A 23,374-nucleotide genomic window follows, 5' to 3' on the forward strand; every position below is an offset into this window, starting at 1 on the left:
CGGCGGGCGTCTCACATGTCACTGAACCTCACCCTCGGGTCGAAGAGTCCGTACAGCAGGTCGGCGAGGAGGTTGCCGAGCAGCACGGCGGCGGTGGCCAGCGTGGTCAGCGCGGCGAGCAGCGGGAAGTCCACGGAGGTGGCCGCCTCGACGGTGGCCGCCGCGATCCCGGGCCAGCTGAACACGGTCTCCACCAGCAGCGCGCCGGTGATGAGTTCGGGCACCCGTGAGCCGACCAGCGTCAGCACCGGCAGCAGACCGGAGCGCAGGGCGTGGCCCAGCAGCACGGTCCGCTCGCTCAGCCCGCGCGCGCGGGCGCCGCGTACGGGGTCCTCGGCGAGTGCGTCGGCGACGCCCTGACGGACGTACAGGGTGAACCAGGGGAGCTGGGAGACGGCGAGGACCCCGGCGGGCAGCACGAGGTGGCTCGCCACCTGGCCCGGGGTGACGACCTCGCTGGCCGTGTCGGTCAGGCCGCCGGCCGGGAGGACGTCGAGTCGGAGGGCGAAGAGCCAGACCGCCAGCAGGGCGACCCAGAAGACGGGCGCGGCCTCCAGGGAGTAGGCGAGCGAGGTGACGGTCCGGTCGAGGAACGAGCCGGGGCGGCGGGCCGCCAGCACGCCCAGCAGCGTGCCGGTCAGCACGGCGGCCACGAACGCGACCGTGCACAGCAGCGCCGACCAGACCAGGCGCTCCCCGATGACCTCGGCGACCGGCTGCCGCATCACGCTGGAGTAGCCGAGGTCGCCGCCGAGCGCGGAGGTCAGCCAGTTCCACCAGCGGGAGGTGAACGGCTGGTCCACGCCGAGGTTCTCGCGCAGCCGCGCCAGGGTCTCCGCGTCGGCGCCGAGCGCGGCGGTCCCGGCGTACGCCTTGACCGGGTCGAAGGGGGAGGCGGCGGCCACGGCGAAGACGCCGAAGGTGACGACCAGCAGGACGGGCGCCGCGAACAGCAGCCGGCGCCCGGACAGCCGGGCCATCGCCAGCCAGGGGAGCCGTCTCACTTCTCCGACTGCCCGGACGGCGCGGGCTTCCAGGACTCCAGGTTCCACCACGGGCCACTGGCGAAGCCGTGCTCGTGCGGCTCGATCTGGGTGGTCAGACCGGCCCAGCGGTCCTCAAGGACGTACATGTGGTTGACGTGGGTGAGGAAGGTGTACCCCGGGTCCTTCACCAGGGCGCGCTGGAGGGTGTCGTACGACGCTCCGCGCTCGGTCTCGTCCGCGCTGCGGCGGGCGTCGTCCAGGGCCTTGTCGACGGCCGGGTTGTCGTATCCGGCCATGTTGTTGAAGCCGTCGCCCGCGAGGGTGGAGTGCAGCAGGGTGTAGAGGCCGAAGTCGGGGTCGCCGACGCTGCCGAAGCCGGCCAGCACCGCGGTGTTCTTCATCCGCGGCTCGATCACCTCCCAGGTGGCGCTCTCCACCTTCACCTCGATCCCGGCCTTCTTGGCGTCGGAGGCGTAGGCGAGGGCGTGGTCCTGGCGGACCTTGTCGCCGGAGGGGTGGAGCAGGGTGAAGGAGGCCCGCTGGCCGCCCTTGGCGCGGATGCCGCCGCCGTCGGCCTTCCAGCCGGCCGCGTCGAGGATCCGTCCCGCCTCGGCCAGGTCCTGCCCGCGCTCCACGTCCGGCGCGAACCAGGAGTCGTTGGCGGGCAGCGGCCCGTACGCCGGGAGCCCGGCGCCCTCCAGGATGCTCGCGACCATCGCCTCCCGGTCCACCGCCAGGTCCAGCGCCCGCCGGACGGCGCGGTCGCCGGTGACCTTCCCGGCCGTGGGCAGGGTGACCGCCCGGAAGTCGTAGGTCTTCGCCTCGTACGTCCTGCGCGCCTTGTCGTCCTTGAAGGTGGCGGCGAGGTTCGGCGGCAGGACCGCCCCGTCGAGGTCGCCGGAGCGCAGCCGGGTGGCGCGTACGTCGTCGTCCTCGATGATCGCCATGGTCAGCGTCTTCACCTCGGGCGCCCCGCCCCAGTAGCGGGGGTTGGCCTTGAAGGTGAGCTTCTCGCCCTTGCTCCAGGACGACAGGACGTAGGGGCCGCTGCCGACCGGCTCGGTGTTGAAGTCGCCGGTGTTGGGGTCCTGCCCGCCCGCGAGGTGCTCGGGGACGATCGGCAGCACGGTGCGCGCGGCGAACGCCGAGTAGGGGTACTTGAGGGTGAAGACCACCTGGTCGTCGCCGTCGGCCCGGACCTTCTCGATGGCGTCGAGTTCGCTGCGGGCGCTGTTGTTCGTCTTCGCGTCGAGGACCGTCTCGTAGGTGAAGACGACGTCGGCGGCGGTCAGCGGCTCGCCGTCGCTGAACTCGACGCCCTCGCGCAGGGTGTACGTGTAGGTGAGGCCGTCCTCGGCGACCTCGGGCAGCGCCTTCGCGAGCGCCGGGCGCAGACCGAGGTCGGCGTCGCGGGCGAGGAGCCCGTCGAAGATCTTCGAGTTGCCGTCCTTGCCGTAGCCGAGCAGCGGACTGAGGGTGTCCGGCTCCGAGGCCACCCCGATCACGACGGAGTCGGCGGCCCCGTCACCGCCCCCGGTCCCGCCGTCGCCGGGGGCCGAGCACGCGGCCACGCCGGTGAGTATCGCCGCCGTCGCGACTGCCGGTATCCGTCGGATCGCCATGGTCTCCCGCCCCTGATGCGTCACATATGCTGCTGCATTGCTGTTGCATATTAATTGCAGTTAAGGACGGATCAAGTCCGCGGCCGACGGATGAGATCAGCGGAAACCCGAGGTGGCGGGCGGTGGAGGCGGGGCGTCCGATGGCTCCGGGAGCCTCCCGAGGCGGCGGGGACGGTCAGCCGCGCACCCCGCCGAACGCCCGCAGGATGCGCTCGGCCGCCAGGGTGGCCGTCAACTCGCCCTCCCTGACCCGCCGTTCCAGCTCGGGGGCGAGTTCCCGGACCGCCGGGTCGGCGTGCAGCCGGCCCAGCAGTTCGTCCCGGACCATGTTCCAGGTCCAGTCGACCTGCTGGTCCCGCCGCTTGGCGGCGAGGCGGCCGGTGGAGTCGAGGAGCGTACGGTGCTGTTCGAGCCGCTCCCAGACCACGTCCAGGCCCAGCGACTCCCGGGCGCTGCAACTGAGCACCGGCGGCGTCCAGAACGCGTCCTTGCCGTGCATCAGCCGCAGCGCGCCCGCCAGCTCCCGCGCGGCGGCCTTCGCGTCCCGCTCGTGCGGCCCGTCCGCCTTGTTCACGGCGATGACGTCGGCCAGCTCCAGGACGCCCTTCTTGATGCCCTGGAGCTGGTCGCCGGTGCGGGCCAGGGTGAGCAGCAGGAACGAGTCGACCATGTCGGCCACGGCGGTCTCCGACTGGCCGACCCCGACCGTCTCGACCAGGACCACGTCGTACCCGGCCGCCTCCATCACCACGATCGACTCCCGGGTGGCCTTGGCGACCCCGCCGAGCGTCCCCGCGGTGGGGGAGGGCCGCACGAACGCCGCCGGGTCCACCGCCAGCCGCTCCATCCGGGTCTTGTCGCCGAGGATCGACCCGCCCGTACGGCTGGAGGACGGGTCCACGGCCAGCACCGCGACCCGGTGCCCCAGCCCGGTCAGCATCGACCCGAACGCGTCGATGAACGTCGACTTGCCGACCCCCGGCACCCCGCTGATCCCGATGCGCCGGGCCCGCCCGCTGTGCGGCAGCAGCTCGGTCAGCAGCTCCTGCGCCCGCGCCCGGTGCTGCGGCCGGGTGGACTCGACCAGCGTGATCGCCCGGGCGATCAGCGCCCGCTTCCCGTCCAGCACGCCCTTCACATACGTGTCAAGGTCGATCATGGGGGCCACAGGCGCTCACCGTTCATGGCCGAGGATGGCCGACAGCCGCCCGACCAGATCGTGGGCGGCGTCCGGGATCACCGTCCCCGGCGGGAACACCGCCGCCGCGCCCATCTCCAGCAGCGTCGGCACATCCTGCGGCGGGATCACCCCGCCCACCACGATCATGATGTCCGCACGTCCCTCCGCCGCCAGTTCCTCCCGGAGCGCCGGCACCAGGGTGAGATGCCCGGCCGCCAGCGAGGAGACGCCGACGATGTGCACATCCGCCTCCACCGCCTGCCGGGCCACCTCGCCGGGCGTCTGGAACAGCGGGCCGACGTCGACGTCGAAACCGAGGTCGGCGAAGGCGGTGGCGATCACCTTCTGACCCCGGTCGTGCCCGTCCTGCCCCATCTTGGCGACCAGGATGCGCGGCCGGCGCCCCTCGGCCTCCTCGAAGGAGTCCACCAGGGCACGGGTCCGGTCGACGGACGGGGACGCGCCGGCTTCGTTGCGGTACACACCGGAGATCGTACGGATCTGGCTCGCGTGCCGCCCGTACACCTTCTCCAGGGCGTCCGAGATCTCACCCACCGTGGCCTTGGCGCGGGCCGCGCTCACGGCCAGCTCCAGCAGATTGCCGTCCCCGCCGGCCGCCCGGGTCAGCGCGTCCAGCGCGTCCCGGCAGACCGTCTCGTCCCGCTCCGCGCGCAGCCGCCGCAGCTTCTCGACCTGCTGGGCGCGTACCGAGGAGTTGTCGACCTTGAGGACGTCGATCGCCTCGTCGCTCTCCACCCGGTACTTGTTGACGCCGATCACCGGCTGCCGGCCGGAGTCGATGCGGGCCTGGGTGCGCGCCGCCGCCTCCTCCACCCGCAGCTTGGGGATACCGGCGTCGATGGCCTGCGCCATCCCGCCCGCCTGCTCCACCTCCTGGATGTGCTGCCAGGCCCGGCGCGCCAGGTCGTACGTCAGCCGCTCGACGTAGGCGCTGCCGCCCCACGGGTCGATGACCCGGGTGGTGCCGGACTCCTGCTGGATGAGGAGCTGGGTGTTGCGGGCGATGCGCGCGGAGAAGTCGGTGGGCAGCGCGAGCGCCTCGTCCAGGGCGTTGGTGTGCAGCGACTGGGTGTGGCCCTGGGTGGCCGCCATCGCCTCCACACACGTCCGCGTCACATTGTTGAACACGTCCTGCGCGGTCAGCGACCAGCCGGAGGTCTGCGAATGGGTGCGCAGCGACAGCGACTTGGCGTTCTTCGGGTCGAACTGCCGCACCAGCTTCGCCCACAGCAGCCGGGCCGCCCGCAACTTGGCGACCTCCATGAAGAAGTTCATGCCGATCGCCCAGAAGAAGGACAGCCGGGGCGCGAACGCGTCCACGTCCAGCCCCGCCTCCCGCCCCGCCCGGATGTACTCCACCCCGTCCGCGAGGGTGTACGCCAGCTCCAGATCGGCCGTCGCACCCGCCTCCTGGATGTGGTAGCCGGAGATGGAGATGGAGTTGTAGCGCGGCATCCGCTGCGAGGTGAAGGCGAAGATGTCGGAGATGATCCGCATCGACGGCTTCGGCGGATAGATGTAGGTGTTGCGGACCATGAACTCCTTGAGGATGTCGTTCTGGATGGTCCCCGCCAGCTTCTCGGCCGGCACCCCCTGCTCCTCCGCCGCCACGATGTACAGCGCCAGCACCGGCAGCACCGCGCCGTTCATCGTCATCGACACGGTCATCCGGTCCAGCGGGATGCCGTCGAAGAGCTGACGCATGTCGTAGATCGAGTCGATCGCCACGCCCGCCATGCCGACATCGCCGGTCACCCGCGGGTGGTCGCTGTCGTAGCCCCGGTGGGTCGGCAGGTCGAAGGCGACCGACAGCCCCTTCTGACCGGCCGCCAGATTGCGCCGGTAGAAGGCGTTGGACTCCTCGGCGGTGGAGAACCCCGCGTACTGGCGGATCGTCCAGGGCTGGTTGACGTACATCGTCGGGTACGGGCCGCGCAGATACGGCGCCATGCCCGGATAGGTGCCCAGGAAGTCCAGGCCCTCCAGGTCCTGCCCGGTGTAGAGCGGCTCGACGGTGATGCCCTCCGGGGTCTCCCAGAGCAGATCACCGCCGTCGGCGGCCTTCTTCAGCGCCGTACGCCACTCGTCGGGGCCGCCCTCGGCGGTGGGCGTCCCCAGGTCGATCCCGGAGAAGTCGGGGACGGACGACATCACGCAACTCCCATGCGGTCGAGGGTGGCGGAGAGCACCGCGACGGCGTCGCAGCCGGCGAAGACATAGGTGTCCACACCCTGGTACTGCCCGGGACGGCCCGCGAGGAACACCTGGGAGGCGCCCTCGGCCCGCAACTCCCCGGCCCGGTCCGCGGCCCGCTCCTCGTAGAGCGCGTCACTGGAGCACAGACACGCCTCCCGCGCCCCGCTGTCCGCGAAGGAGCCCCCGGTGACCGGCTCGACCCCGCCCGCCCGGAACAGATTGGCGGCGAAGGTGAGCCGCGCGGTGTGCGCGGCGGCCGGGCCCAGCGCGGCCAGATACACCCGGGGGCGGGCGCCGGTCGCGGCGAGATGGGCGTCGGAGCGGGCGCGCAGCGCCTCGAACTCCTCGTCGCGCCGCACCCGCGGCAGCCCGCCGGACGGCGGCTCGGGCGCGGGTGCGCGCACCACCGGCTTCTCGTCCAGATACGGGAACTCGCTGACGCCCGTGATGGGTTCGCGGCGCTCGGCCAGCCGGGTCCGGCGCACCGCCCAGGTCGCCGCGAGCCGCTCGCCGACCAGCCCGGAGCGCAGCGCGGCGGCCTGTCCGCCCGCCCGCTCGATCTCCTGGAAGAACTCCCAGCCCGCGTGGGCGAGTTCGTCGGTCAGCCGCTCCACGTACCAGGAGCCGCCCGCCGGGTCGATCACCCGGGACAGATGGGACTCCTCGACGAGGATGGTGGAGGTGTTGCGGGCGATCCGGCGCGCGAACGCGTCCGGCAGCCCGAGCGCGTGGTCGAACGGCAGCACGGTCACCGCGTCGGCCCCGCCCACCCCGGCGGCCAGGGTCGCCACCGTCGCCCGGAGCATGTTCACCCACGGGTCGCGCGGCGTCAGCATCACCGGGGACGTCACCGCGTGCTGGCGCTGCGCGGCGGGCGCCCCGCACACCTCGGTGACCCGCGCCCACAGCCGCCGCGCGGCGCGCAGCTTGGCGATGGTCAGGAACTGGTCGGCGGTCGCCCCGTACCGGAACTCGATCTGGCCGGCGGCCTCCGCCACCCCCAGCCCGGCCCCGGTCAGCTCCCGCAGATACGCCACCCCGGTCGCCAGCGAGCAGCCCAGCTCCTGCGCCGCGGACCCGCCGGCCTCGTGGTACGGCAGCGCGTCCGCGACGAGGGCGCGCAGCCCCGGGTGGCCGTCGGCGCAGCGCCGCGCCAGCCCGGCCGCCACCGCCGGGTCGGACGAGCGCCCCGTACGGGCCTCAAGGCCCAGCGGGTCGGCGCCCAGCGTGCCGCGCAGCGCCTCAGGGGCCACCCCCCGCGCCTCGGCCAGCCGCAGCAACTCCCGTGCGGCGGGCTCGACTTCGTCCCCGGCCTCCAGGGCCACCGGCGCGAGGTCGAGATACACACCGCCGAGGACATCGCCCAGCGAGGAGACCGGGATGCCGCCCTTCCCGACGGTCAGCCACAGGGAGGTGACCCCGTTCTCCAGGTCGGCGAGGACCGCGCCGTTGTCGGCCGCCGTGTGCCGCTGCCGCACGTCCCAGCCGCCGACGGTGCCGCCCTCGGGCCTACCGCCACGGACGAACGGGGCGAAGCCGGGCAGACCGGGGTCGGGTGCGGTGTCGCGCGACGTGTACAGGGGGCGGGTGGTGAGCCCGTCCTCCAGCGGTGTGGACAGAGCGTCCTCCGCGCCGGCACCCGAGACTTCCTTGCCCGACTTGCGCAGGACACCCTCGACGAGGCGCTGCCACTGCTCATGCGTAGCTTCCGGGAACTCGGCGGCCAGGGAGAGCCCGTCGTCAGGCAGGACCGTCATGCTCGGATGCTAGGTCAGATCGCTCAAGGCTCAGCAGAGGGCGCGGCTGTGACGTTCTTCTCTCTGGGGGTGTGACCGGGGCCGCTCGCCGTTTTTCAGGGGGAGGGGCCGGTACGGCAGGGGTGGTAGCGGGGTTTGGGCGCGGGGATCAGAGGGGAAGCGGGCGGCGGATCCGGGCCGGAGGCCGGGGGGAGCGGCAGGGGGCGAGGGCGCGGAGAGACGCGGGACGCACGGAACCGGCGTGCGACCCGACGGCCCCGCGGTCCCGGGTCGCTCAGCCCTTCCCCGCCGGACCCTCCGCCGCCATCAGCTCCGCCAGTTCCTCCGGGGTGAGCGGGCCGCGCTCCCCGTCCGCCAGCAGCCCCCGGGCCCGCAGCAGCCCGGCCGCCGCCACGCCCCACGGCAGCCGCAGCCCCGCCGCGGCCAGCAGATCGGTGCGGGCGAGGATCCGGTCCGCCGGGCCCAGCCGCACCCCGTCCGGGGTGAGCAGCGCGGCGTCGTCCGCCCAGCGCAGGGCGAGGTCGACGTCATGGGTGGCCATCACGACCGTCGTCCCGCCCGCCCGCAGCCCCTCCAGCGTGGCCAGCAGCCGCTCCTGCCCGTCCGGGTCGAGCCCGGCGGTCGGCTCGTCCAGGATCAGCACCCGGGGCCGCATGGCGACCGCCCCCGCGATCGCGGTCCGCTTGCGCTGGCCGTAGGAGAGCAGATGGGTGGGCCGGTCGGCGAGTGCCGTGATGTCCAGCGCGGCCAGCGACCGCGCGACCCGCGCCCGCACCTCGTCGTCCGGCAGCCCCAGGTTCAGCGGCCCGAACGACACGTCCTGCCCGACCGACGCCGCGAACAACTGGTCGTCCGGGTCCTGCACCACCAGTTGGACGGTGGTCCGCAGCCGGGTCAGCCCCTTGCGGTCGTACGACACCGTCCGCCCGTCGGCCACCACCTCACCGGCGCCGGGCCGCAGCCCGCCGCTGAGCAGCCGCATCAGCGTCGTCTTGCCGCTGCCGTTGCGGCCCAGCAGGGCCAGCGCGCGCCCCTCCCGCACGGCGAAGTCCAGCCCGGTGAGGACGTCCGGCCCGTCCTCGTAGGCGAACGACACACCCCGCAGGGCGACCAGAACGGGCTCACTCACGACAGGGGTCCTTCCAGTACGAACGTCAGGGCGGCCAGCGCGACCAGCAGGGCCACGCTCAGTGCCGTGAAGCGGGCGCCGACGCGGGCCTCGGGCACCAGGACCCGCAGCGTGCCGTCGTAGCCGCGCCCGGCGAGTCCGGCCTGGAGCCGGGCCGCCCGGTCGAAGGCCCGGACGAACGCGGTGGCACCCAGCCCGCCCAGCGACCGCCAGCGCGCCGCCCGCCCGGTGTGCCCGAGCCGCGCGCCCTGCGCGTCCCGGATCCGCCGCACGGAGTCCAGCAGCAGAAAACTCATCCGGTACGTCACCAGCGCCACGTCCACGACGGCCGCGGGCACACCCGCCCGGACCAGCCGGGGCAGCAGGTCGGACATCGGTGTGGTGAAGGCGAAGAGCAGCACGCCCAGCGAGGCGGCCGAGGTCCGCAGCAGCAGTTCCCCGGCCCGTACCGCCCCGCCCTCGGCCAGTCCGACGAACCCGTCCGGGCCGCCGACCCGCACCAGCAGCGGTACCGCGCCGGTCGCGCAGAACCCCAGCGGCACCCGCCAGGCCCGCCACAGCGCGCGTCCCGGCACCCCGGCCGGCCCCAGCAGCACCGCCAGCGCGGTCACCAGCACCAGGGCCGCGCCCGGCCACGGCGGCAACGAGATCGCCAGCCCGGTCAGCCCGAGCCCCAGCACCGCCTTGTCGACGGGATGCCGCCGCCGCCAGCGACTGCCGTGCGCCGCCACATCGATCGGCAACACGCGGCGTCAGCCGGGGGGCACGGGAGCGGCGGGACCGTCCGAGGCGCTCGCGCCAGCGTCAGCGCCGGAGCCGGAACTGACGGGGGCGGAGGCGGAGGCGGCCGGGGTGCCGTCCGCGCCGTCGGTGCCGTCCGTGCCGTCCGCGCTGTCTGTGCCGTCCTGCCGCAGGGCCCGTTCCTCCCCCTGACGGCGACCGCGCCGCAGACCGAAGTAGTACGCGAGGACGCCCGCGCCGAGGGCCGCCTGGAGGGCGAAGAGGGCGGACTCGATCTCACCGGACGGCGGCTCGTACAGCGGGGAGAACCAGGGCTCGTAGTCCGGCTCGATCTCGGTGATCGCGGTCTCCGCCTCCGCGTCGGCCCCCGCGAACGGCTCCTCCTTGTGGTCGCCGAGACCGAGCGCGAGCGGCAGTACGGCGAGGGCGGCCACCGCGAGCAGCAGCAGAAGGTTGATCCGGGTGCCGCGCTTCATCGGGTCACCGCCCCGGCGTCCGTGCCCGCGTCGGTACCGGCCTGCGGCTCGGTGTCCGCGCGCTTGCCGGACCGGCCGCCCGTGACCAGCACACCGAGCCGGGTCAGCTCACCTCTGCTGGACTGCACCAGCAGCCGCATGACCAGGACGGTCAGCAGCCCCTCGCTCACCGCGAGCGGGATCTGGGTGACGGCGAAGATCGAGCCGAACTTCCCGAGGGCGCCCAGGAACCCGCTGCCCGGGTCGGGGAAGGCGAGCGCGAGCTGGACGCTGGTGACGCAGTACGTGGAGAGGTCGGCGACGAACGCGGCGCAGAACACGGCGCCCATCAGCGGGACGCCGGAGCGGCGCAGCAGCCGGTAGACGGCGTATCCGGCCCAGGGGCCGACGATCGCCATGGAGAAGACGTTGGCGCCGAGCGTGGTCAGCCCGCCGTGGGCGAGCAGCAGCGCCTGGAAGAGCAGGGTGATGGTGCCGAGCACCGCCATGACCGGCGGCCGGAACAGTATGGCGCCCAGGCCGGTGCCGGTCGGATGGGAGCAACTCCCGGTGACCGACGGCAGCTTCAGCGCGGACAGGACGAAGGTGAAGGCCCCGGACGCGCCGAGGAGCAGGGTGCTCTCGGGATGCTCCCTGACCTCACGGGTGAGTGACCGTACTCCGTGGACGACGAACGGCGCCGACGCGACACCCCAGGCGATCGCGTGCGCCGGGGGCAGGAAACCCTCGGCTATGTGCATGGCTCAGCAGACCCTCTCCAGCACCTCGTGGATGGACGACGCGCCTTGGCCGGTCTCCTGGCTGACGGGTACCACCGCCCGTGCTCCGCCTTCCCGGGTCCGAGGACCCAGTGGCTGCCCGTGCGGGCCGGAGCAGGACTTCCCGATCACAGTGGCGAGGGCCGCACCGGTTCCGCACCGGTTTCCCGTTCACCAAGGCGAGGTGACAGTAATGCCGGGATGGGGCCATGACAAGCACGGACTGGTGTCCGGGGGGTGTCGGGGCGGGGGAGGGGAGGCTCAGTCCGTCGGTTCCCGGGAGGTGGCCGACGGGCTCGGCGTGGGACCGGCGGTGTCGATGCCGAGGTCGGGGCGCGGGGTGAGGGCGAGGACGGGGGCGCCGGGCTGCGGGGGCGGCGGGGTGAGCTGGGCCTTGGGGAGTTTGGGCGAGGTGGCCTGCTGGAAGTTGACCTGTTCATGGTTGACCAGGCCGGTCTTCTCCAGCACGGTGATGTGGTCGAGCACGGTGTCGTTGGCGAGGTCGGCGAGCTGACGGACCAGGGTGTTGCGGGTGTTGGCGCGGACCTTGGCGACCACCGGGAAGATCTGGCCGTGGGTCACCCGCATGATCTGGACGGCCGTGGAGTCGAACGACCTGCCGTTCTCGGCGTCGACGGTGGCCACGAACTGCTGCTGCTGGGGGCTGGCCTGGTTGGGCAGGGTGATGTTCAGCTGCGGCGCGATCCTGCGGCACAGCTCGTCGAGTCCGCCGTGGCCGACGACGAGGTGCTTGCCCGCCTCCTTCATCTCCTCGGTCGTGCCCCGCTCCATCGCCATCAGGCCCAGCGGGTACTCCCAGAGCCCGGCGGCCCGTACCTTCACCACGAAGTCGCGGTCCGCTTCGGTGAGCGGCCCCCACTGGGTGTTGGCGATGATCCGGCTCTGATCACCCGCGGTCTTCTCGACGCCCACCATGGCCGGGTAGGCGAGTGCGGTGAGGGTCAGCCCCATGGCACCGAAGACGAAGACGCTTCCCACGGTGGCGCGGGAGAAGGGCATGCGGCCTCCTGGCACGAAGAACAGGTACAGCGGTGACGACAGGGGATTACGACAGGGGATACGGACGACGGTCGCGGAACCGTCACCGGAAACCGCGATTTTCCGCACAGATGCTGTGCGGTACGTCACAGAAGCGTCGCTTCTGGGTATGAGGTCGGTCGCACACCGTGTCACTGCCGTGTCGGAGTTCGGCCGAACGGGTGACTTCGCGTAAGAATTGGCTGGTGCAGGCGATGAGTGCGAGTCAGATCGGGGGGAGCCGGTGAACCGTCGCGATGTCACCGACGAACAGTGGGAGGGGCTCGCCCAGGTCGTGCCGTTGCGCGGCCATGACGCCTGGCCCTCGGCGGTGGGCCACCGTGCCCTGCCGGAGGCGGAGACCGAGGCCCGCCGCCGCTTCGTGGTCCTGCGGGTCAATGTCTTCGCCGACGCCCGCGAGGTCGCCGAGACCCTGATGGGCGGTATCCCGGTCCTCCTCGATCTCACCGGCGCGGAGGGCGATGTCGCCAAGCGCGTCCTGGACTTCAGCACCGGCGTGGTCTTCGGACTGGGCAGCGGGATGCACCGGGTGGACCGCAATGTCTTCCTGCTGACCCCGCCGGGGACCGAGGTGCAGGGGCTGATGGCGGGCGTGGGCGTACCGGGCACCTGAGCCGGGGACCGGGGCCGGTTTCTGCGGGCCGGGGGCCGGGGGCGGCCACGCGCAGGCCGGGGGACCGGGGGCGGCCTCTGCGGGCTGGGAGGAGGAGGGCGGCTTCTGCGAGCCGGAAGAACGGGGCCGGCCTCTGCGGGCCGGGAGCGGTGCCCGTGCGGGCCGGTGGTCCAGGAGGGCGGTGCCCGCGCGGGTCGGCCCGTCCCCCGATCGTAGGAAGGGCGGTCAGCCGGAACGGTTCGGCGGACGGCCGGGGACCTACGTTCCCCGTATGTGCATGGCCCCCGAAGAGCGTCCCGCGGATCAGCGCCCCCGTCTCACCGAACTACGGCTGTCCGCGTTCGCCGGGCACCGGGGGGCCGGGCTGCCGCTGGGGGCCGTGACGCTGTTCGCCGGGCCCAGCGGCAGCGGCAAGACCACCGCGCTACGGGCGTACGAGGCGCTGGCCCGGCTCGCCGGGGGCGCCGAACTCGGCGATGTGTTCCCGGACCCGGTCGCGTGTGTGCCCGAGCGGGCGCGGCCCGACGCCCAGCACCGCCGGGGGTTCCGGATCGGCTGCACCGCCGACGGACCCGAGGGCCCCGTCCGGCTCGACGTGGCCGTACAGGCGGAGCCGGAACTGCGGGTCGTGGGGGAGCGGCTGACCGGCGCCGGACTGGTGCTGCTGGAGACCGCGTTGCGGGACCCCGGGCGGCCCGCGGTCCAGGCGGCGTGGCACACGGCGGGCTCCGCGCCGGTCACCCGCGCCCCGCTCCCCGACGACCGGCTCGGCACCCCGATGCTGCCGCTGCGCGTGGCGGGCAAGACCGACGGACAGCGTCAGGTGCTCGCCGCCGCCGAGCAGATGGTGCTGGCCCTGCGCTCCGTCGTCCCGGTCGACCCGCTCCCGGGCCGGATGCGCGAGCCGGTACCGGTCGGCTCCGGCCGGCTGGCGGCCGGCTGCGACAACCTGGCCGAGGTGCTGTGGCGCACCCGGGGCGACTGCCCGCGCCGGCACGGACGCTTCGTCGCGGCGGCGCGCGCGGGCTGCGCGGGCCCCGTCGAGGACGTGCTCGCCGAGCCGTACGGACCCGGCATGATCCGGGCCCTGCTGGACCGGGGGGAGGGCCCGGGTACGGAGTTCGCCCGGCTCGGGGACGGTGAACTGCGCTATCTCGCCCTCGCCCTGGTGCTGCTCACCGGGGCCGGGGTGCTGGAGGCCGACCCGCCGGGGGAGGGGCCCGTCGCCCTGCGGTCCCTGACCGTGCTGGCCGACGGCTTCGACCGCTGTCTCGACCCGGGTCAGCGCGCCGGGCTGCTCGCGCTGGCCGCCAAGGCGGGGCTGGGCGGGCGGACCCGCTGTGTCGCGGCGGTGAGTGACGGGTCGTGGGCCGACCGGGCGGACGGGGTGACGGTGGTACACCTTGATCCGTGAGTGGATCCGAGAGCGGGCGACCGCACCCCGATGTGGCCGCGCTCCAGCGCCGGCTCGCCGCGTTCGCGGCGGCGCGCGACTGGCAGCGGTACCACACCCCGAAGAACCTGGTCTCCGCGCTGAGCGTGGAGGCGTCCGAACTGGTCGAGATCTTCCAGTGGTCGACCCCGGAGGAGTCGGCGCGGGTGATGGACGACCCCGACACCGCGCACCGGGTGCGGGACGAGGTCGCCGATGTGCTGGCGTATCTGCTTCAGCTGTGCGAGGTGCTGGACATCGATCCGCTCGCCGCGCTGGCGGCGAAGATCGACCGCAACGAGCTGAGGTTTCCGGCGCCTTGAGTGACACGGCGGACATCCGGACGAGTCGGGACAACTCGGGGAGTGGATCAGTCCGTTATCACGCTGCGTAGTTGAAATTCGGCTTGACTCCGAATTGTTGTCCCTAATTTTCCGTCTTCCTCTAGCTTTTCGTCGCGCGGACCCTCACTCTGGGTAGTGGACAACAGAGTTCGGGCGGACGCGCGGACCGTGCGCGTCGGAACAGACCGAGGGGCGGCCCATGGACGCGGTGCGGCTCATCGTGACGAGCAGGCGTGCCCTGGCGGCGAGCGGCGAGGTATCCGAGATCCTGACGGAGGTGTGGCAGGCGCAGTCCTTGGCCCAGGCGATCGGCAGCAGGCTGGCGGTCTTCGGCCCGCCGGAGCTGCGCGGCGAGGCACTCGGCCTCACCGAGCTGGCGGGCCGGGGCTGCGGTGTGCTGGAGGAACCCAGACTGAAGACGGACGAGTTACGCGCGGCCCAGCTCGGTGAGCTGGGCGACGCCCGGCAGGCGCTGAACTACCTGAGCGGTCTGCTGGGCGAGGTCGGTATCGCCCTGGTCGGCGTGGCCAGCGCCGCCGTCGACGAGGGCACGTACTGGCAGTGCATGGAGGCCATCGACGCGGCGGACGAGTCCCGCGACCGGGTCCGCGAGATGCTCCGCAGACTCGCCGACCGCGAGGCGGCGGAACTGGCCGAACGGGAGGCGGGCTGACTCCCCCACGGGAGGCGGGCTGACGCCCTGCGGTAGGCGGGCTGACCCTCTGCGGTAGGTGGGCTGACGCCCTGCGCAAGGCGGGTTGATGCCCTGCGGAAGGCGGGCTGATGCTCCGCACCCGGCACGTCCCCCGGCACGGCGGACCCGGCGCCTACTCCACCCCCCGGCTCCTCCCGGGGGCCGACGGAATTCACCCGGCCGTGCCCGGCGCGTGGCGCGGCCCGATGGGGGTGGGCGGGAGCGGGGGAGGCAGGATGGAGGCCATGGATCTGCGCATCTTCACCGAGCCCCAGCAGGGGGCCACCTACGACACTCTGCTCACCGTCGCGAAGGCCACCGAGGACCTCGGGTTCGACGCCTTCTTCCGCTCCGACCACTATCTCAAGATGGGTGACGTCGACGGGCTGCCCGGCCCCACCGACGCCTGGATCACCCTGGCCGGGCTCGCCCGGGAGACCCGGCGGATCCGGCTCGGCACCCTGATGACCGCCGGTACGTTCCGGCTCCCCGGCGTCCTCGCCATCCAGGTCGCCCAGGTGGACCAGATGTCCGGCGGACGCGTCGAGCTGGGTCTGGGCGCGGGCTGGTTCGAGCAGGAGCACACGGCGTACGGCATCCCCTTCCCGAAGGAGAAGTTCGGCCGCCTGGAGGAGCAGCTCGCGATCGTCACCGGCCTGTGGGCCACCGAACCCGGCCGCACCTTCGACTTCCGGGGCACCCACTACCAGCTCGCCGACTCCCCGGCGCTGCCCAAGCCCGCCCAGCCCCGGATCCCGGTGCTGATCGGCGGGCACGGCAAGACCCGCACCCCGCGCCTGGCCGCGCAGTACGCCGACGAGTTCAACATCCCCTTCGCCTCCGTCGAGGACAGCGAGGCCCAGTTCGGCCGGGTGCGCGCCGCGGCCGAGGAGGCCGGCCGGGGGGCCGACGACCTCGTCTACTCCAACGCCCTCATCGTCTGCGTCGGCAAGGACGACCAGGAGGTGGCCCGCCGCGCCGCCGCGATCGGCCGCGACGCCGAAGAACTGAAGGCCAACGGGCTGGCCGGCTCCCCGGCCGAGGTGGTCGACAAGATCGGCCGCTACGCCGGGATCGGCGCGCGCCGCATCTACCTCCAGATCCTCGACCTCCACGACCTGGACCACCTGGAACTGATCTCCTCCCAGGTCCAGTCCCAGCTCTCCTAGCCCGACCGAGGCCCGACCGAGGCCCACCCGAAACCCGACCGAAGCCCACCGAAGCCCGCCCGAACACCCCGGCCGGGCCCCGATATCCGAAAGCGTCCGCCGCATCCCCCGTGCGACAGTAGGACCGTCGTCCTGCCGAGCCCCCAGGATCACCTTCCTGGGGGCTTTCGCGCGTACGGCTCCCTGCCCGACCACCCAGCCGGAGAGGCCCTCCGCATGTTCCTGACCATCACCACCACCGGCGTACCCGAACGCCCCGCCACCGACCTCGGCTTCCTGCTGCACAAGCATCCCGAGAAGGCGCAGACGTTCTCCACCTCGCACGGCACGGCGTACGTCCTCTACCCCGAGGCCGACGACCAGCGCTGCACGGCGGCGCTGCTGCTGGAGGTGGACGCGGTGGCGATGGTCCGGCGCGGCAAGGGCAAGGGCCGCGGCGGCGCCCCCGACGCGGCCCTCGCCCAGTACGTCAACGACCGCCCCTACGCGGCCTCCTCACTGCTCGCCGTGGCGCTGAGCGCGGTCTTCTCCAGCGCGATGCGCGGTGTGTGCGCCGCCCGCCCGCGGCGGGCCGCCGAACCGCTGCCGCTGCGCATCGAGGTGCCCGCGCTGCCCGCCCGCGGCGGACCCGACCTCGTCCGGGGGCTCTTCGAGCCGCTGGGCTGGACCGTGACCGCCGATCCGCTGGCGCTGGACAGCGCGTTCCCCGACTGGGGTGACTCGCGCTACGTCCGCCTCGTCCTGGAGTCCGACACCCTCACCCTGGCCGCCGCGCTGCGGCACCTGTACGTGCTGCTGCCGGTGCTGGACGACGCCAAGCACTACTGGGTCTCCGCCGACGAGGTCGACAAACTGCTGCGGGCCGGCGAGGGCTGGCTGCCCGGGCACCCGGAGCAGGCGCTGATCACCAGCCGCTATCTCGCCCGCCGCTGGTCGCTGACCCGGCAGGCCAGGGAACGGCTGGAACTGGTCCGGCTGGCCGAGACCGACGACAGCGAGGTCGAGGAGATCGACAACGCGGTCGCGGCCGAGACCGAGGAGGCCGAGAAGCCGACCCCGCTCGCCGTGCAGCGGCGCGACACGATCCTCGCCGCGCTCACCGCGTCGGGCGCCACCCGCGTCCTCGACCTCGGCTGCGGCCAGGGCCAACTCGTCCAGGCGCTGCTCAAGGACCCCCGCTACACCGAGATCGTCGGCCTGGACGTGTCCGTACGGGCCCTCACCATCGCCGCGCGCCGGCTGAAGCTGGACCGCATGGGCGAGCGCCAGGCGTCCCGGGTCCGGCTCGTCCAGGGCTCGCTCGCCTACACCGACAAGCGGCTGCGGGGCTACGACGCCGCCGTGCTCAGCGAGGTGATCGAGCACCTCGACCTGCCCCGGCTGCCCGCCCTGGAGTACGCGGTGTTCGGCGCCGCCCGCCCGGGCACGGTCCTCGTGACCACCCCGAACGTCGAGTACAACGTCCGCTGGGAGTCCCTCCCGGCCGGACACGTCCGGCACGGCGACCACCGCTTCGAGTGGACCCGGGCCGAGTTCCGCTCCTGGGCCGAGACGGTCGCCGCCCGCCATGGATACACCGTGGACCTGCGGCCCGTCGGGCCCGACGACCCCGAGGTCGGACCGCCCACCCAGCTGGCCGTGTTCACCCTGACCACCGTGACCGAGGAGGCGAAGGCCGCATGACCGGGAACGAGAACCGCACCCCCGAGGGCCGGCGCCTGCCCGTCACCGACCTCTCCCTCATCGTGCTGATCGGCGCCTCCGGCTCGGGCAAGTCGACCTTCGCCCGCCGCCACTTCAAGCCCACCGAGGTGATCTCCTCGGACTTCTGCCGCGGGCTGGTCTCCGACGACGAGAACGACCAGAGCGCCACCCGCGACGCCTTCGACGTGCTCCAGTACATCGCGGGCAAGCGCCTGGCGGCCGGCCGCCGTACGGTCGTGGACGCGACCAGCGTGCAGCCGGAGGCCCGGCGCCAGCTGATCGACCTGGCCCGGGAGTACGACGTCCTGCCCATCGCGATCGTCCTGGACGTGCCGGAGCCGGTGTGCGCCGAACGCAACGCGGGCCGCGCCGACCGGGCCGGTATGCCGCGCCGGGTGATCCAGCGGCATGTGCGCGAACTGCGCCGCTCACTGCGCCACCTGGAGCGCGAGGGCTTCCGCAAGGTGCACGTCCTGCGCGGCGTCGAGGAGGCCGAGTCCGCCACCGTCGTCACCGAGAAGCGCTTCAACGACCTTACCCACCTGACCGGCCCCTTCGACATCATCGGCGACATCCACGGCTGCTCCGCCGAACTGGAGTCCCTGCTCGGCAAGCTGGGCTACGCCGACGGGGCGCACCCCGACGGCCGTACCGCGGTCTTCGTCGGCGACCTCGTGGACCGCGGCCCGGACAGCCCAGGGGTGCTGCGCCGGGTGATGGCGATGGTCAGGTCCGGCCACGCGCTGTGCGTGCCGGGCAACCACGAGAACAAGTTCGGCCGCCACCTGAGGGGCCGCAGGGTCCAGCCCACCCACGGCCTCGCCGAGACGATCGCGCAGATGGAGGGCGAGAGCGAGGAGTTCCGCGAGGAGGTAAGGGAGTTCATCGACGGACTGGTCAGCCACTACGTCCTCGACGGCGGCCGACTGGTGGTCAGCCACGCCGGGCTGCCGGAGAAGTACCACGGCCGTACCTCGGGCCGGGTCCGCTCGCACGCCCTGTACGGCGACACCACCGGCGAGACCGACGAGTTCGGGCTGCCCGTGCGCTACCCGTGGGCCGAGGACTACCGGGGCCGCGCCGCCGTGGTCTACGGCCACACCCCCGTCCCCGAGGCGACCTGGCTCAACAACACCATCTGCCTGGACACCGGCGCCGTCTTCGGCGGCAGGCTCACCGCCCTGCGCTGGCCGGAGCGGGAACTGGTCGACGTACCGGCCGAACGGGTCTGGTACGAGCCGGCCCGGCCGATGCGGGCGGAGGCACCCGGCGGGCAGGACGGCCGGCCGCTCGACCTGGCCGACGTCCACGGCCGCCGGACCGTGGAGACCCGGCACGCCGGACGCGTCACCGTCCGCGAGGACAACGCGGCGGCGGCCCTGGAGGTCATGAGCCGCTTCGCCGTCGACCCGAGGCTGCTGCCGTATCTGCCGCCCACCATGGCCCCGACCGCGACCAGCGCCGCCGAGGGCTTCCTGGAGCACCCGGTGGAGGCGTTCGCGCAGTACCGCGCCGACGGGGTCGCCCGGGTGGTGTGCGAGGAGAAGCACATGGGCTCGCGCGCGGTGGCCCTGGTGTGCCGGGACGCGAGGACGGCCGCGCGCCGCTTCGGCGTCGACGGCCCCACCGGCTCCCTCTACACCCGCACCGGCCGCCCCTTCTTCTCCGACGCGGCGATGACGGAGGAGGTCCTGGCCCGGCTGCGCGCCGCGGTCGACGCGGCGGGCCTGTGGGCCGAACTGGACACCGACTGGCTGCTCCTCGACGCCGAGCTGATGCCCTGGTCGCTGAAGGCGTCCGGGCTGCTGCGCACCCAGTACGCGGCCGTCGGCGCCGCCTCCGGGGCCGTCCTCCCCGACGTCCTCACGGCGCTGGAGCGCACGGCCGAGCGCGGTGTGGAGGTCACCGACCTGCTCGCGCGCCAGCGGGAACGGGCCGGGAACGCCGCCGCGTTCACGGAGGTCTACCGGCGCTACTGCTGGAGCACCGGCGGCCCCGACGGCATGGACGGCGTCCGCATGGCACCGTTCCAGCTCCTCGCGGTCCAGGGCCGCAGCCTCGCCACCCTGCCGCACGACGAGCAGCTCGCCCTGATCGACCGGCTCGTGGAGCACGACGGCAGCGGGCTGCTGCGGACCACCCGCCGGCTCTACGTCGACACCGCCGACCCCGAGTCGGTCGCGGCCGGCGTCGACTGGTGGACGGAGATCACCGGCCGGGGCGGCGAGGGCATGGTCGTCAAGCCGCTCGGCGCCCTGGTGCGGACCCCCGAGGGCCGGCCGGCCCAGCCCGGCGTGAAGGTCCGGGGCGTGGAGTACCTGCGGCTGATCTACGGCCCGGACTACACCCGCCCGGCCACCCTGGCCCGGCTGCGCCACCGCTCCCTCAACCACAAGCGCTCCCTCGCCCTGCGCGAGTACGCGCTCGGTCTGGAGGCCCTGGACCGGCTGGCCGAGGGCGAGCCGCTGTGGCGGGTGCACGAACCGGTGTTCGGGGTGCTGGCGCTGGAGTCGGAGCCGGTCGACCCCCGGCTGTGACACCCCGGCCGCGGTCCCTCCGGTGGTGACGACCGGGGGGACCGCCTCCTGGGGCGGGGCCCATGCCGGGCCGATGCCAGGGGAATGTGCCTGCGGACCTCCGTATGTCTGACCGACGGGTTCCGGCCAAGTCGCCGCACGATCGGGCGAACTTGGCGGGAGCCCTGGGTCGCGCTCCCAGCGGCCCCTGGTTAACCGCTGGTCGCCGTGCTAACTTCGCTGGCCGGTCAGGCAGGGAATACCGACTCCAGGGGGACAGTCGGTGGGGACAGGCGCGGAGCACGGCGCACCGGACGCATCCGGTGGCGCCCTCAGATTGTCATTACGACTCACCGAAGCACTGTGCGAGTTGAGCTGCATGGACGACGCGCCCGGTCGCGCCCAGTTCGCCCTGGTGCTCGGGGAGCAACTCGCCCAGCCGGTCGACGTCCGGGGCGTCCGGCAGCGCGCGGACGTCATCGACCTGGTCCGGGCGGCGCTGAGCGTGGGCGGCGGGGAACACGTACTGATCGGTGTGGTCGAACTCTTCGAAGGCGCCGCCGCCGCCGACAAACTCGAACGGCTGCTGCCCCAGCCCGAGCAGCCCGTCTCCGTGGTCCCGCCAGGACCGCTCACCGGCCGCGACGAGAGCACCGCCCGCGCCCTGCTCGCCGACCCCGGCGCGGCCCTGTCCGCCGGCGGTCTCCGCGACGAACTGGCCCGCGAGCTGAACGGCCTCTACCTGCCCCCCGGCCTCACCCCCGAACAGCTCTTCGAGCATGTCCTCCAGTGGAACGTCCAGGTCGACGGGGTGCCACCCGCCGTCGTCCTGGTGGACCTCGCCGCCCGCCAGTCCCCGGCCTCCCGCCACCGCGCCGACCTGACCCGCTGGGTGGACGGCTGGGCCCGGGAACGCCCCGGCCTCACCGAGGCGGTGGCCGCCCGCCGCGACCGGCGCGCCGCCGCCGTCTTCGACCCCGACATCCCGCAGTGCCTGGTCATCGCCGTCGAGCCCGCCCGCGACGGCACCGACGAGATCGCCGTCCGCACCTGGCTCAACGCCGTACCGGGCCACTGGGACCCGCGCCCCGCCGACCCCGTCGTCACCACCCTCGACGCCCTCGGCGAGGCCGTGCAGGAGGCGTTCCGGGCGAGCGGCCCGCTCTGGGCGGACCGCCGCGAGACACAGTCCGCCGGCCGGGTGCCGCCGCTCTACATCGAATTCGTACTTCCGTACGACCTCCTCAACCACGACGTGGCGCGGATCCGGCTCGCCCCGGGCGACGGGCGCCCGCTGCCGATCGGTCCCCGCTTCGGCGTCCACCTGCGCAGTCTGGAACGGATGCGCACCGACGACCGGCTGGTGCGCGCCCAGTGGCGGGAGCGCTGGCAGATGCTCAGGGAGCGCGGGATCGTGGTCCACGGGTGGAGCGAACCGGACGCGGACCGCCCCGACGCGTGGCAGATGGCCCTCGCCGGGGAAACCAGACATACAGCGGTGGTGTTGGACTCGCCGGCCGGCGGCTCCGCGCGGGAGGCGCTGAAGACGGCCATAGCGGAAGGGATCGGGCTCGCCATCTGGGACCGCAGGGGTGTCTTCGAGGCGGCACGGCGCGAAACGGTCACGGCCGTCTTCGCGTCCGTCGTCATGCCCGGACACCTCCCACGCGCCATCCGCCGCTGGCGTTACGAGGCCGAACAGCGCGAATCCCACGATGTCGGCCGCCACATCGGATTCTTCTGGGACGATCCCACCCGACAGGTCGACATCCACCCGCGCGACCCCGACCTTCCCGACCCGCTCGACCCCCTCGGCACCTTCGACCCGGTCGACCACGACGACCTCGCCAGCTAGGAGGCACCCGGCATGAGCGTGCAGGAGCACTCGGACCCGAACGGCTGGCGGGTCTTCCATGCCACCGGCCATGTCCCCGAGGTGCCGCCGTCCCTGCCCGCGCCCCCGCCCTGGCGCCGCTTCCGCGGCGGACCCGCCGAGGCCGCCCCGCCCGACGACCCCGAGGCCGCCCAGCGCCGCCTCGGCCCCGGCGAGATCACCCCGCAGCTCGGCGCCGGGGAGATCGACGTCGTCAACGCCGCCCTGCTGCTGCGCCGGCCCCTGCTGATCACCGGCCCGCCCGGCGTCGGCAAGTCCACCCTCGCCTACCTGGTCGCCCGCGAACTGGGCCTCGGCCGGGTCCTGGAGTGGAACGTGGTCAGCCGCACCACCCTCAAGGACGGGCTCTACGTCCATGACGCCATGGGCCGCGCCCAGGCCATCGCCGCCTGGCAGGCGGGACTGCGCGAGGCCCCGCCCGCCGCCCCGGCACCCGACCCCGGATCCGCCCCGGAACCCGCCGCCGACCCCCTCGGGGCCTCGGACTTCTCAAAGTCTGGTCAAGTCCCGCCTGCGCTCGGCGACTTCATTACCCTCGGACCGCTCGGCACCGCGCTGCTGCCCTACGATCGTCCCAGGGTCCTGCTCGTCGACGAGCTGGACAAGAGCGACATCGACCTGCCGAACGATCTCTTGCACGTCCTGGAGAACGGAAGCTATGAGGTGCCGGAACTGGTGCGTGACGCCGCCGACTCGGCGCGCGTACACACCAGCGACCCCTCGGTCCGGGCCGTGGTGCGCGGCGGCCGGATCGAGTGCCGGGAGTTCCCGGTGGTGCTGATCACCAGCAACGGGGAGCGCGAGTTCCCGGCGGCGTTCCGCAGGCGCTGTCTGCCCCTGGAGATGCGGGTGCCCGGCCGGGAGCAACTTCTGGCCATGCTCAAAGGGCACCTGGGCGAGCGTCCCGAAGGCGCGGAAGAGCTGGTCGACCTGTTCACCCAGCGGGTCCAGGCCGGTGGCACCCACTCCCTGGACCAGTTGCTGAACGCTGTCCAGTTGACCACCGCGGGTGGTTTCCAGAGTGACGGTCCCGGGCGTACGCTCGTGGAAATGCTCCTCCGCGACCTCGCGAAGGGCCGCTGA

19 protein-coding genes and 1 riboswitch are annotated in these 23,374 nt (G+C 73.2%); of the genes, 9 read left to right on the forward strand and 10 right to left on the reverse strand.

Annotation, left to right across the window (positions count from 1 at the left end):
* Window positions 1-11: 11 nt before the first annotated feature.
* The 10 genes from ACIQNG_RS10735 to ACIQNG_RS10780 all read right to left on the reverse strand — a co-directional run bounded on the left by ACIQNG_RS10735 (window position 12) and on the right by ACIQNG_RS10780 (window position 11,886).
* The gene (locus ACIQNG_RS10735; protein WP_401425554.1) at window positions 12-980 is read right to left on the reverse strand and encodes an ABC transporter permease; all 969 of its coding nucleotides are present in this window, start codon (window positions 978-980) and stop codon (window positions 12-14) included.
* Window positions 981-1,000: 20 nt separating this feature from the next.
* Window positions 1,001-2,608 carry an ABC transporter substrate-binding protein gene (locus tag ACIQNG_RS10740; protein WP_401483983.1) on the reverse strand — a complete coding sequence of 536 codons (1,608 nt, stop codon included), beginning with the start codon at window positions 2,606-2,608 and terminating at the stop codon, window positions 1,001-1,003.
* Between the two features lie 175 nt (window positions 2,609-2,783).
* On the reverse strand, window positions 2,784-3,767 hold the full coding sequence (gene meaB / locus ACIQNG_RS10745) for a methylmalonyl Co-A mutase-associated GTPase MeaB (RefSeq protein WP_401425559.1): 984 nt from the start codon (window positions 3,765-3,767) through the stop codon (window positions 2,784-2,786).
* 15 nt (window positions 3,768-3,782) lie between these two features.
* Complete coding sequence (scpA, locus tag ACIQNG_RS10750; RefSeq protein WP_401425562.1) at window positions 3,783-5,960, reverse strand: methylmalonyl-CoA mutase; 2,178 nt, start codon at window positions 5,958-5,960, stop codon at window positions 3,783-3,785.
* On the reverse strand, window positions 5,960-7,762 hold the full coding sequence (locus ACIQNG_RS10755; protein WP_401483985.1) for a methylmalonyl-CoA mutase family protein: 1,803 nt from the start codon (window positions 7,760-7,762) through the stop codon (window positions 5,960-5,962). Before ACIQNG_RS10755 ends, scpA begins: the two co-directional genes overlap by 1 nt.
* Window positions 7,763-8,036: 274 nt before the next feature.
* Window positions 8,037-8,891: an energy-coupling factor ABC transporter ATP-binding protein gene (locus tag ACIQNG_RS10760; protein WP_401483987.1), complete on the reverse strand. Its 855-nt coding sequence runs from the start codon at window positions 8,889-8,891 to the stop codon at window positions 8,037-8,039.
* The gene (gene cbiQ, locus ACIQNG_RS10765) at window positions 8,888-9,637 is read right to left on the reverse strand and encodes a cobalt ECF transporter T component CbiQ (protein WP_401483989.1); all 750 of its coding nucleotides are present in this window, start codon (window positions 9,635-9,637) and stop codon (window positions 8,888-8,890) included. Before cbiQ ends, ACIQNG_RS10760 begins: the two co-directional genes overlap by 4 nt.
* A gap of 6 nt (window positions 9,638-9,643) precedes the next feature.
* Window positions 9,644-10,108 carry an energy-coupling factor ABC transporter substrate-binding protein gene (locus tag ACIQNG_RS10770; protein WP_401483991.1) on the reverse strand — a complete coding sequence of 155 codons (465 nt, stop codon included), beginning with the start codon at window positions 10,106-10,108 and terminating at the stop codon, window positions 9,644-9,646.
* Entirely contained in the window at window positions 10,105-10,848 is a 744-nt protein-coding gene (locus tag ACIQNG_RS10775; RefSeq protein ID WP_401483993.1) for an energy-coupling factor ABC transporter permease, read from the reverse strand. The genes ACIQNG_RS10770 and ACIQNG_RS10775 overlap by 4 nt, the downstream gene beginning before the upstream one ends.
* Before the next feature lie 29 nt (window positions 10,849-10,877).
* A riboswitch (cobalamin riboswitch) is annotated at window positions 10,878-11,060 on the reverse strand.
* 67 nt (window positions 11,061-11,127) lie between these two features.
* The gene (locus ACIQNG_RS10780) at window positions 11,128-11,886 is read right to left on the reverse strand and encodes a DUF4142 domain-containing protein (RefSeq protein ID WP_401483995.1); all 759 of its coding nucleotides are present in this window, start codon (window positions 11,884-11,886) and stop codon (window positions 11,128-11,130) included.
* 262 nt (window positions 11,887-12,148) lie between these two features.
* Here ACIQNG_RS10780 and ACIQNG_RS10785 point away from each other — a divergent pair, with 262 nt between their 5' ends.
* From ACIQNG_RS10785 to ACIQNG_RS10825, 9 genes are all read left to right on the forward strand, one after another.
* Window positions 12,149-12,538: a cell division protein SepF gene (locus tag ACIQNG_RS10785; RefSeq protein ID WP_401425572.1), complete on the forward strand. Its 390-nt coding sequence runs from the start codon at window positions 12,149-12,151 to the stop codon at window positions 12,536-12,538.
* 277 nt (window positions 12,539-12,815) lie between these two features.
* Window positions 12,816-13,952 (forward strand): ATP-binding protein, encoded by a 1,137-nt coding sequence (locus ACIQNG_RS10790; RefSeq protein ID WP_401483997.1) that lies wholly within the window; start codon window positions 12,816-12,818, stop codon window positions 13,950-13,952.
* The gene (locus ACIQNG_RS10795) at window positions 13,949-14,293 is read left to right on the forward strand and encodes a nucleotide pyrophosphohydrolase (RefSeq protein ID WP_401425577.1); all 345 of its coding nucleotides are present in this window, start codon (window positions 13,949-13,951) and stop codon (window positions 14,291-14,293) included. The genes ACIQNG_RS10790 and ACIQNG_RS10795 overlap by 4 nt, the downstream gene beginning before the upstream one ends.
* A gap of 220 nt (window positions 14,294-14,513) precedes the next feature.
* Window positions 14,514-14,987 carry a DUF6099 family protein gene (locus tag ACIQNG_RS10800; protein ID WP_401425579.1) on the forward strand — a complete coding sequence of 158 codons (474 nt, stop codon included), beginning with the start codon at window positions 14,514-14,516 and terminating at the stop codon, window positions 14,985-14,987.
* 266 nt (window positions 14,988-15,253) lie between these two features.
* Window positions 15,254-16,177 carry an LLM class F420-dependent oxidoreductase gene (locus tag ACIQNG_RS10805; RefSeq protein ID WP_401484443.1) on the forward strand — a complete coding sequence of 308 codons (924 nt, stop codon included), beginning with the start codon at window positions 15,254-15,256 and terminating at the stop codon, window positions 16,175-16,177.
* A gap of 216 nt (window positions 16,178-16,393) precedes the next feature.
* The gene (locus tag ACIQNG_RS10810; RefSeq protein ID WP_401483999.1) at window positions 16,394-17,860 is read left to right on the forward strand and encodes a 3' terminal RNA ribose 2'-O-methyltransferase Hen1; all 1,467 of its coding nucleotides are present in this window, start codon (window positions 16,394-16,396) and stop codon (window positions 17,858-17,860) included.
* Window positions 17,857-20,418, forward strand: a complete 2,562-nt coding sequence (locus ACIQNG_RS10815) for a polynucleotide kinase-phosphatase (RefSeq protein WP_401484002.1) — start codon at window positions 17,857-17,859, stop codon at window positions 20,416-20,418. The genes ACIQNG_RS10810 and ACIQNG_RS10815 overlap by 4 nt, the downstream gene beginning before the upstream one ends.
* Window positions 20,419-20,680: 262 nt before the next feature.
* A complete protein-coding gene (locus tag ACIQNG_RS10820; protein ID WP_401425587.1) occupies window positions 20,681-22,252 on the forward strand; it encodes a hypothetical protein in 1,572 nt (523 codons plus the stop codon).
* A 12-nt stretch (window positions 22,253-22,264) separates the two neighbouring features.
* Window positions 22,265-23,374 carry an AAA family ATPase gene (locus ACIQNG_RS10825; protein WP_401484004.1) on the forward strand — a complete coding sequence of 370 codons (1,110 nt, stop codon included), beginning with the start codon at window positions 22,265-22,267 and terminating at the stop codon, window positions 23,372-23,374.

The sequence above is a fragment of the Streptomyces sp. NPDC091377 genome, from assembly GCF_044757045.1.
In the GTDB taxonomy this organism is placed as follows: Bacteria; Actinomycetota; Actinomycetes; order Streptomycetales; family Streptomycetaceae; genus Streptomyces.

What these genes read in the sequence shown, in the direction of transcription:
- ACIQNG_RS10755 (WP_401483985.1), bottom strand. Translation starts at nt 7,762, where the DNA reads ATGACGGTCCTGCCTGACGACGGGCTCTCCCTGGCCGCCGAGTTCCCG.
- ACIQNG_RS10805 (WP_401484443.1), top strand. Translation starts at nt 15,254, where the DNA reads ATGGATCTGCGCATCTTCACCGAGCCCCAGCAGGGGGCCACCTACGAC.
- ACIQNG_RS10780 (WP_401483995.1), bottom strand. Translation starts at nt 11,886, where the DNA reads ATGCCCTTCTCCCGCGCCACCGTGGGAAGCGTCTTCGTCTTCGGTGCC.
- ACIQNG_RS10735 (WP_401425554.1), bottom strand. Translation starts at nt 980, where the DNA reads ATGGCCCGGCTGTCCGGGCGCCGGCTGCTGTTCGCGGCGCCCGTCCTG.
- ACIQNG_RS10770 (WP_401483991.1), bottom strand. Translation starts at nt 10,108, where the DNA reads ATGAAGCGCGGCACCCGGATCAACCTTCTGCTGCTGCTCGCGGTGGCC.
- ACIQNG_RS10810 (WP_401483999.1), top strand. Translation starts at nt 16,394, where the DNA reads ATGTTCCTGACCATCACCACCACCGGCGTACCCGAACGCCCCGCCACC.
- ACIQNG_RS10775 (WP_401483993.1), bottom strand. Translation starts at nt 10,848, where the DNA reads ATGCACATAGCCGAGGGTTTCCTGCCCCCGGCGCACGCGATCGCCTGG.
- ACIQNG_RS10790 (WP_401483997.1), top strand. Translation starts at nt 12,816, where the DNA reads ATGGCCCCCGAAGAGCGTCCCGCGGATCAGCGCCCCCGTCTCACCGAA.
- ACIQNG_RS10740 (WP_401483983.1), bottom strand. Translation starts at nt 2,608, where the DNA reads ATGGCGATCCGACGGATACCGGCAGTCGCGACGGCGGCGATACTCACC.
- ACIQNG_RS10825 (WP_401484004.1), top strand. Translation starts at nt 22,265, where the DNA reads ATGAGCGTGCAGGAGCACTCGGACCCGAACGGCTGGCGGGTCTTCCAT.
- ACIQNG_RS10800 (WP_401425579.1), top strand. Translation starts at nt 14,514, where the DNA reads ATGGACGCGGTGCGGCTCATCGTGACGAGCAGGCGTGCCCTGGCGGCG.
- meaB (WP_401425559.1), bottom strand. Translation starts at nt 3,767, where the DNA reads ATGATCGACCTTGACACGTATGTGAAGGGCGTGCTGGACGGGAAGCGG.
- ACIQNG_RS10815 (WP_401484002.1), top strand. Translation starts at nt 17,857, where the DNA reads ATGACCGGGAACGAGAACCGCACCCCCGAGGGCCGGCGCCTGCCCGTC.
- scpA (WP_401425562.1), bottom strand. Translation starts at nt 5,960, where the DNA reads ATGTCGTCCGTCCCCGACTTCTCCGGGATCGACCTGGGGACGCCCACC.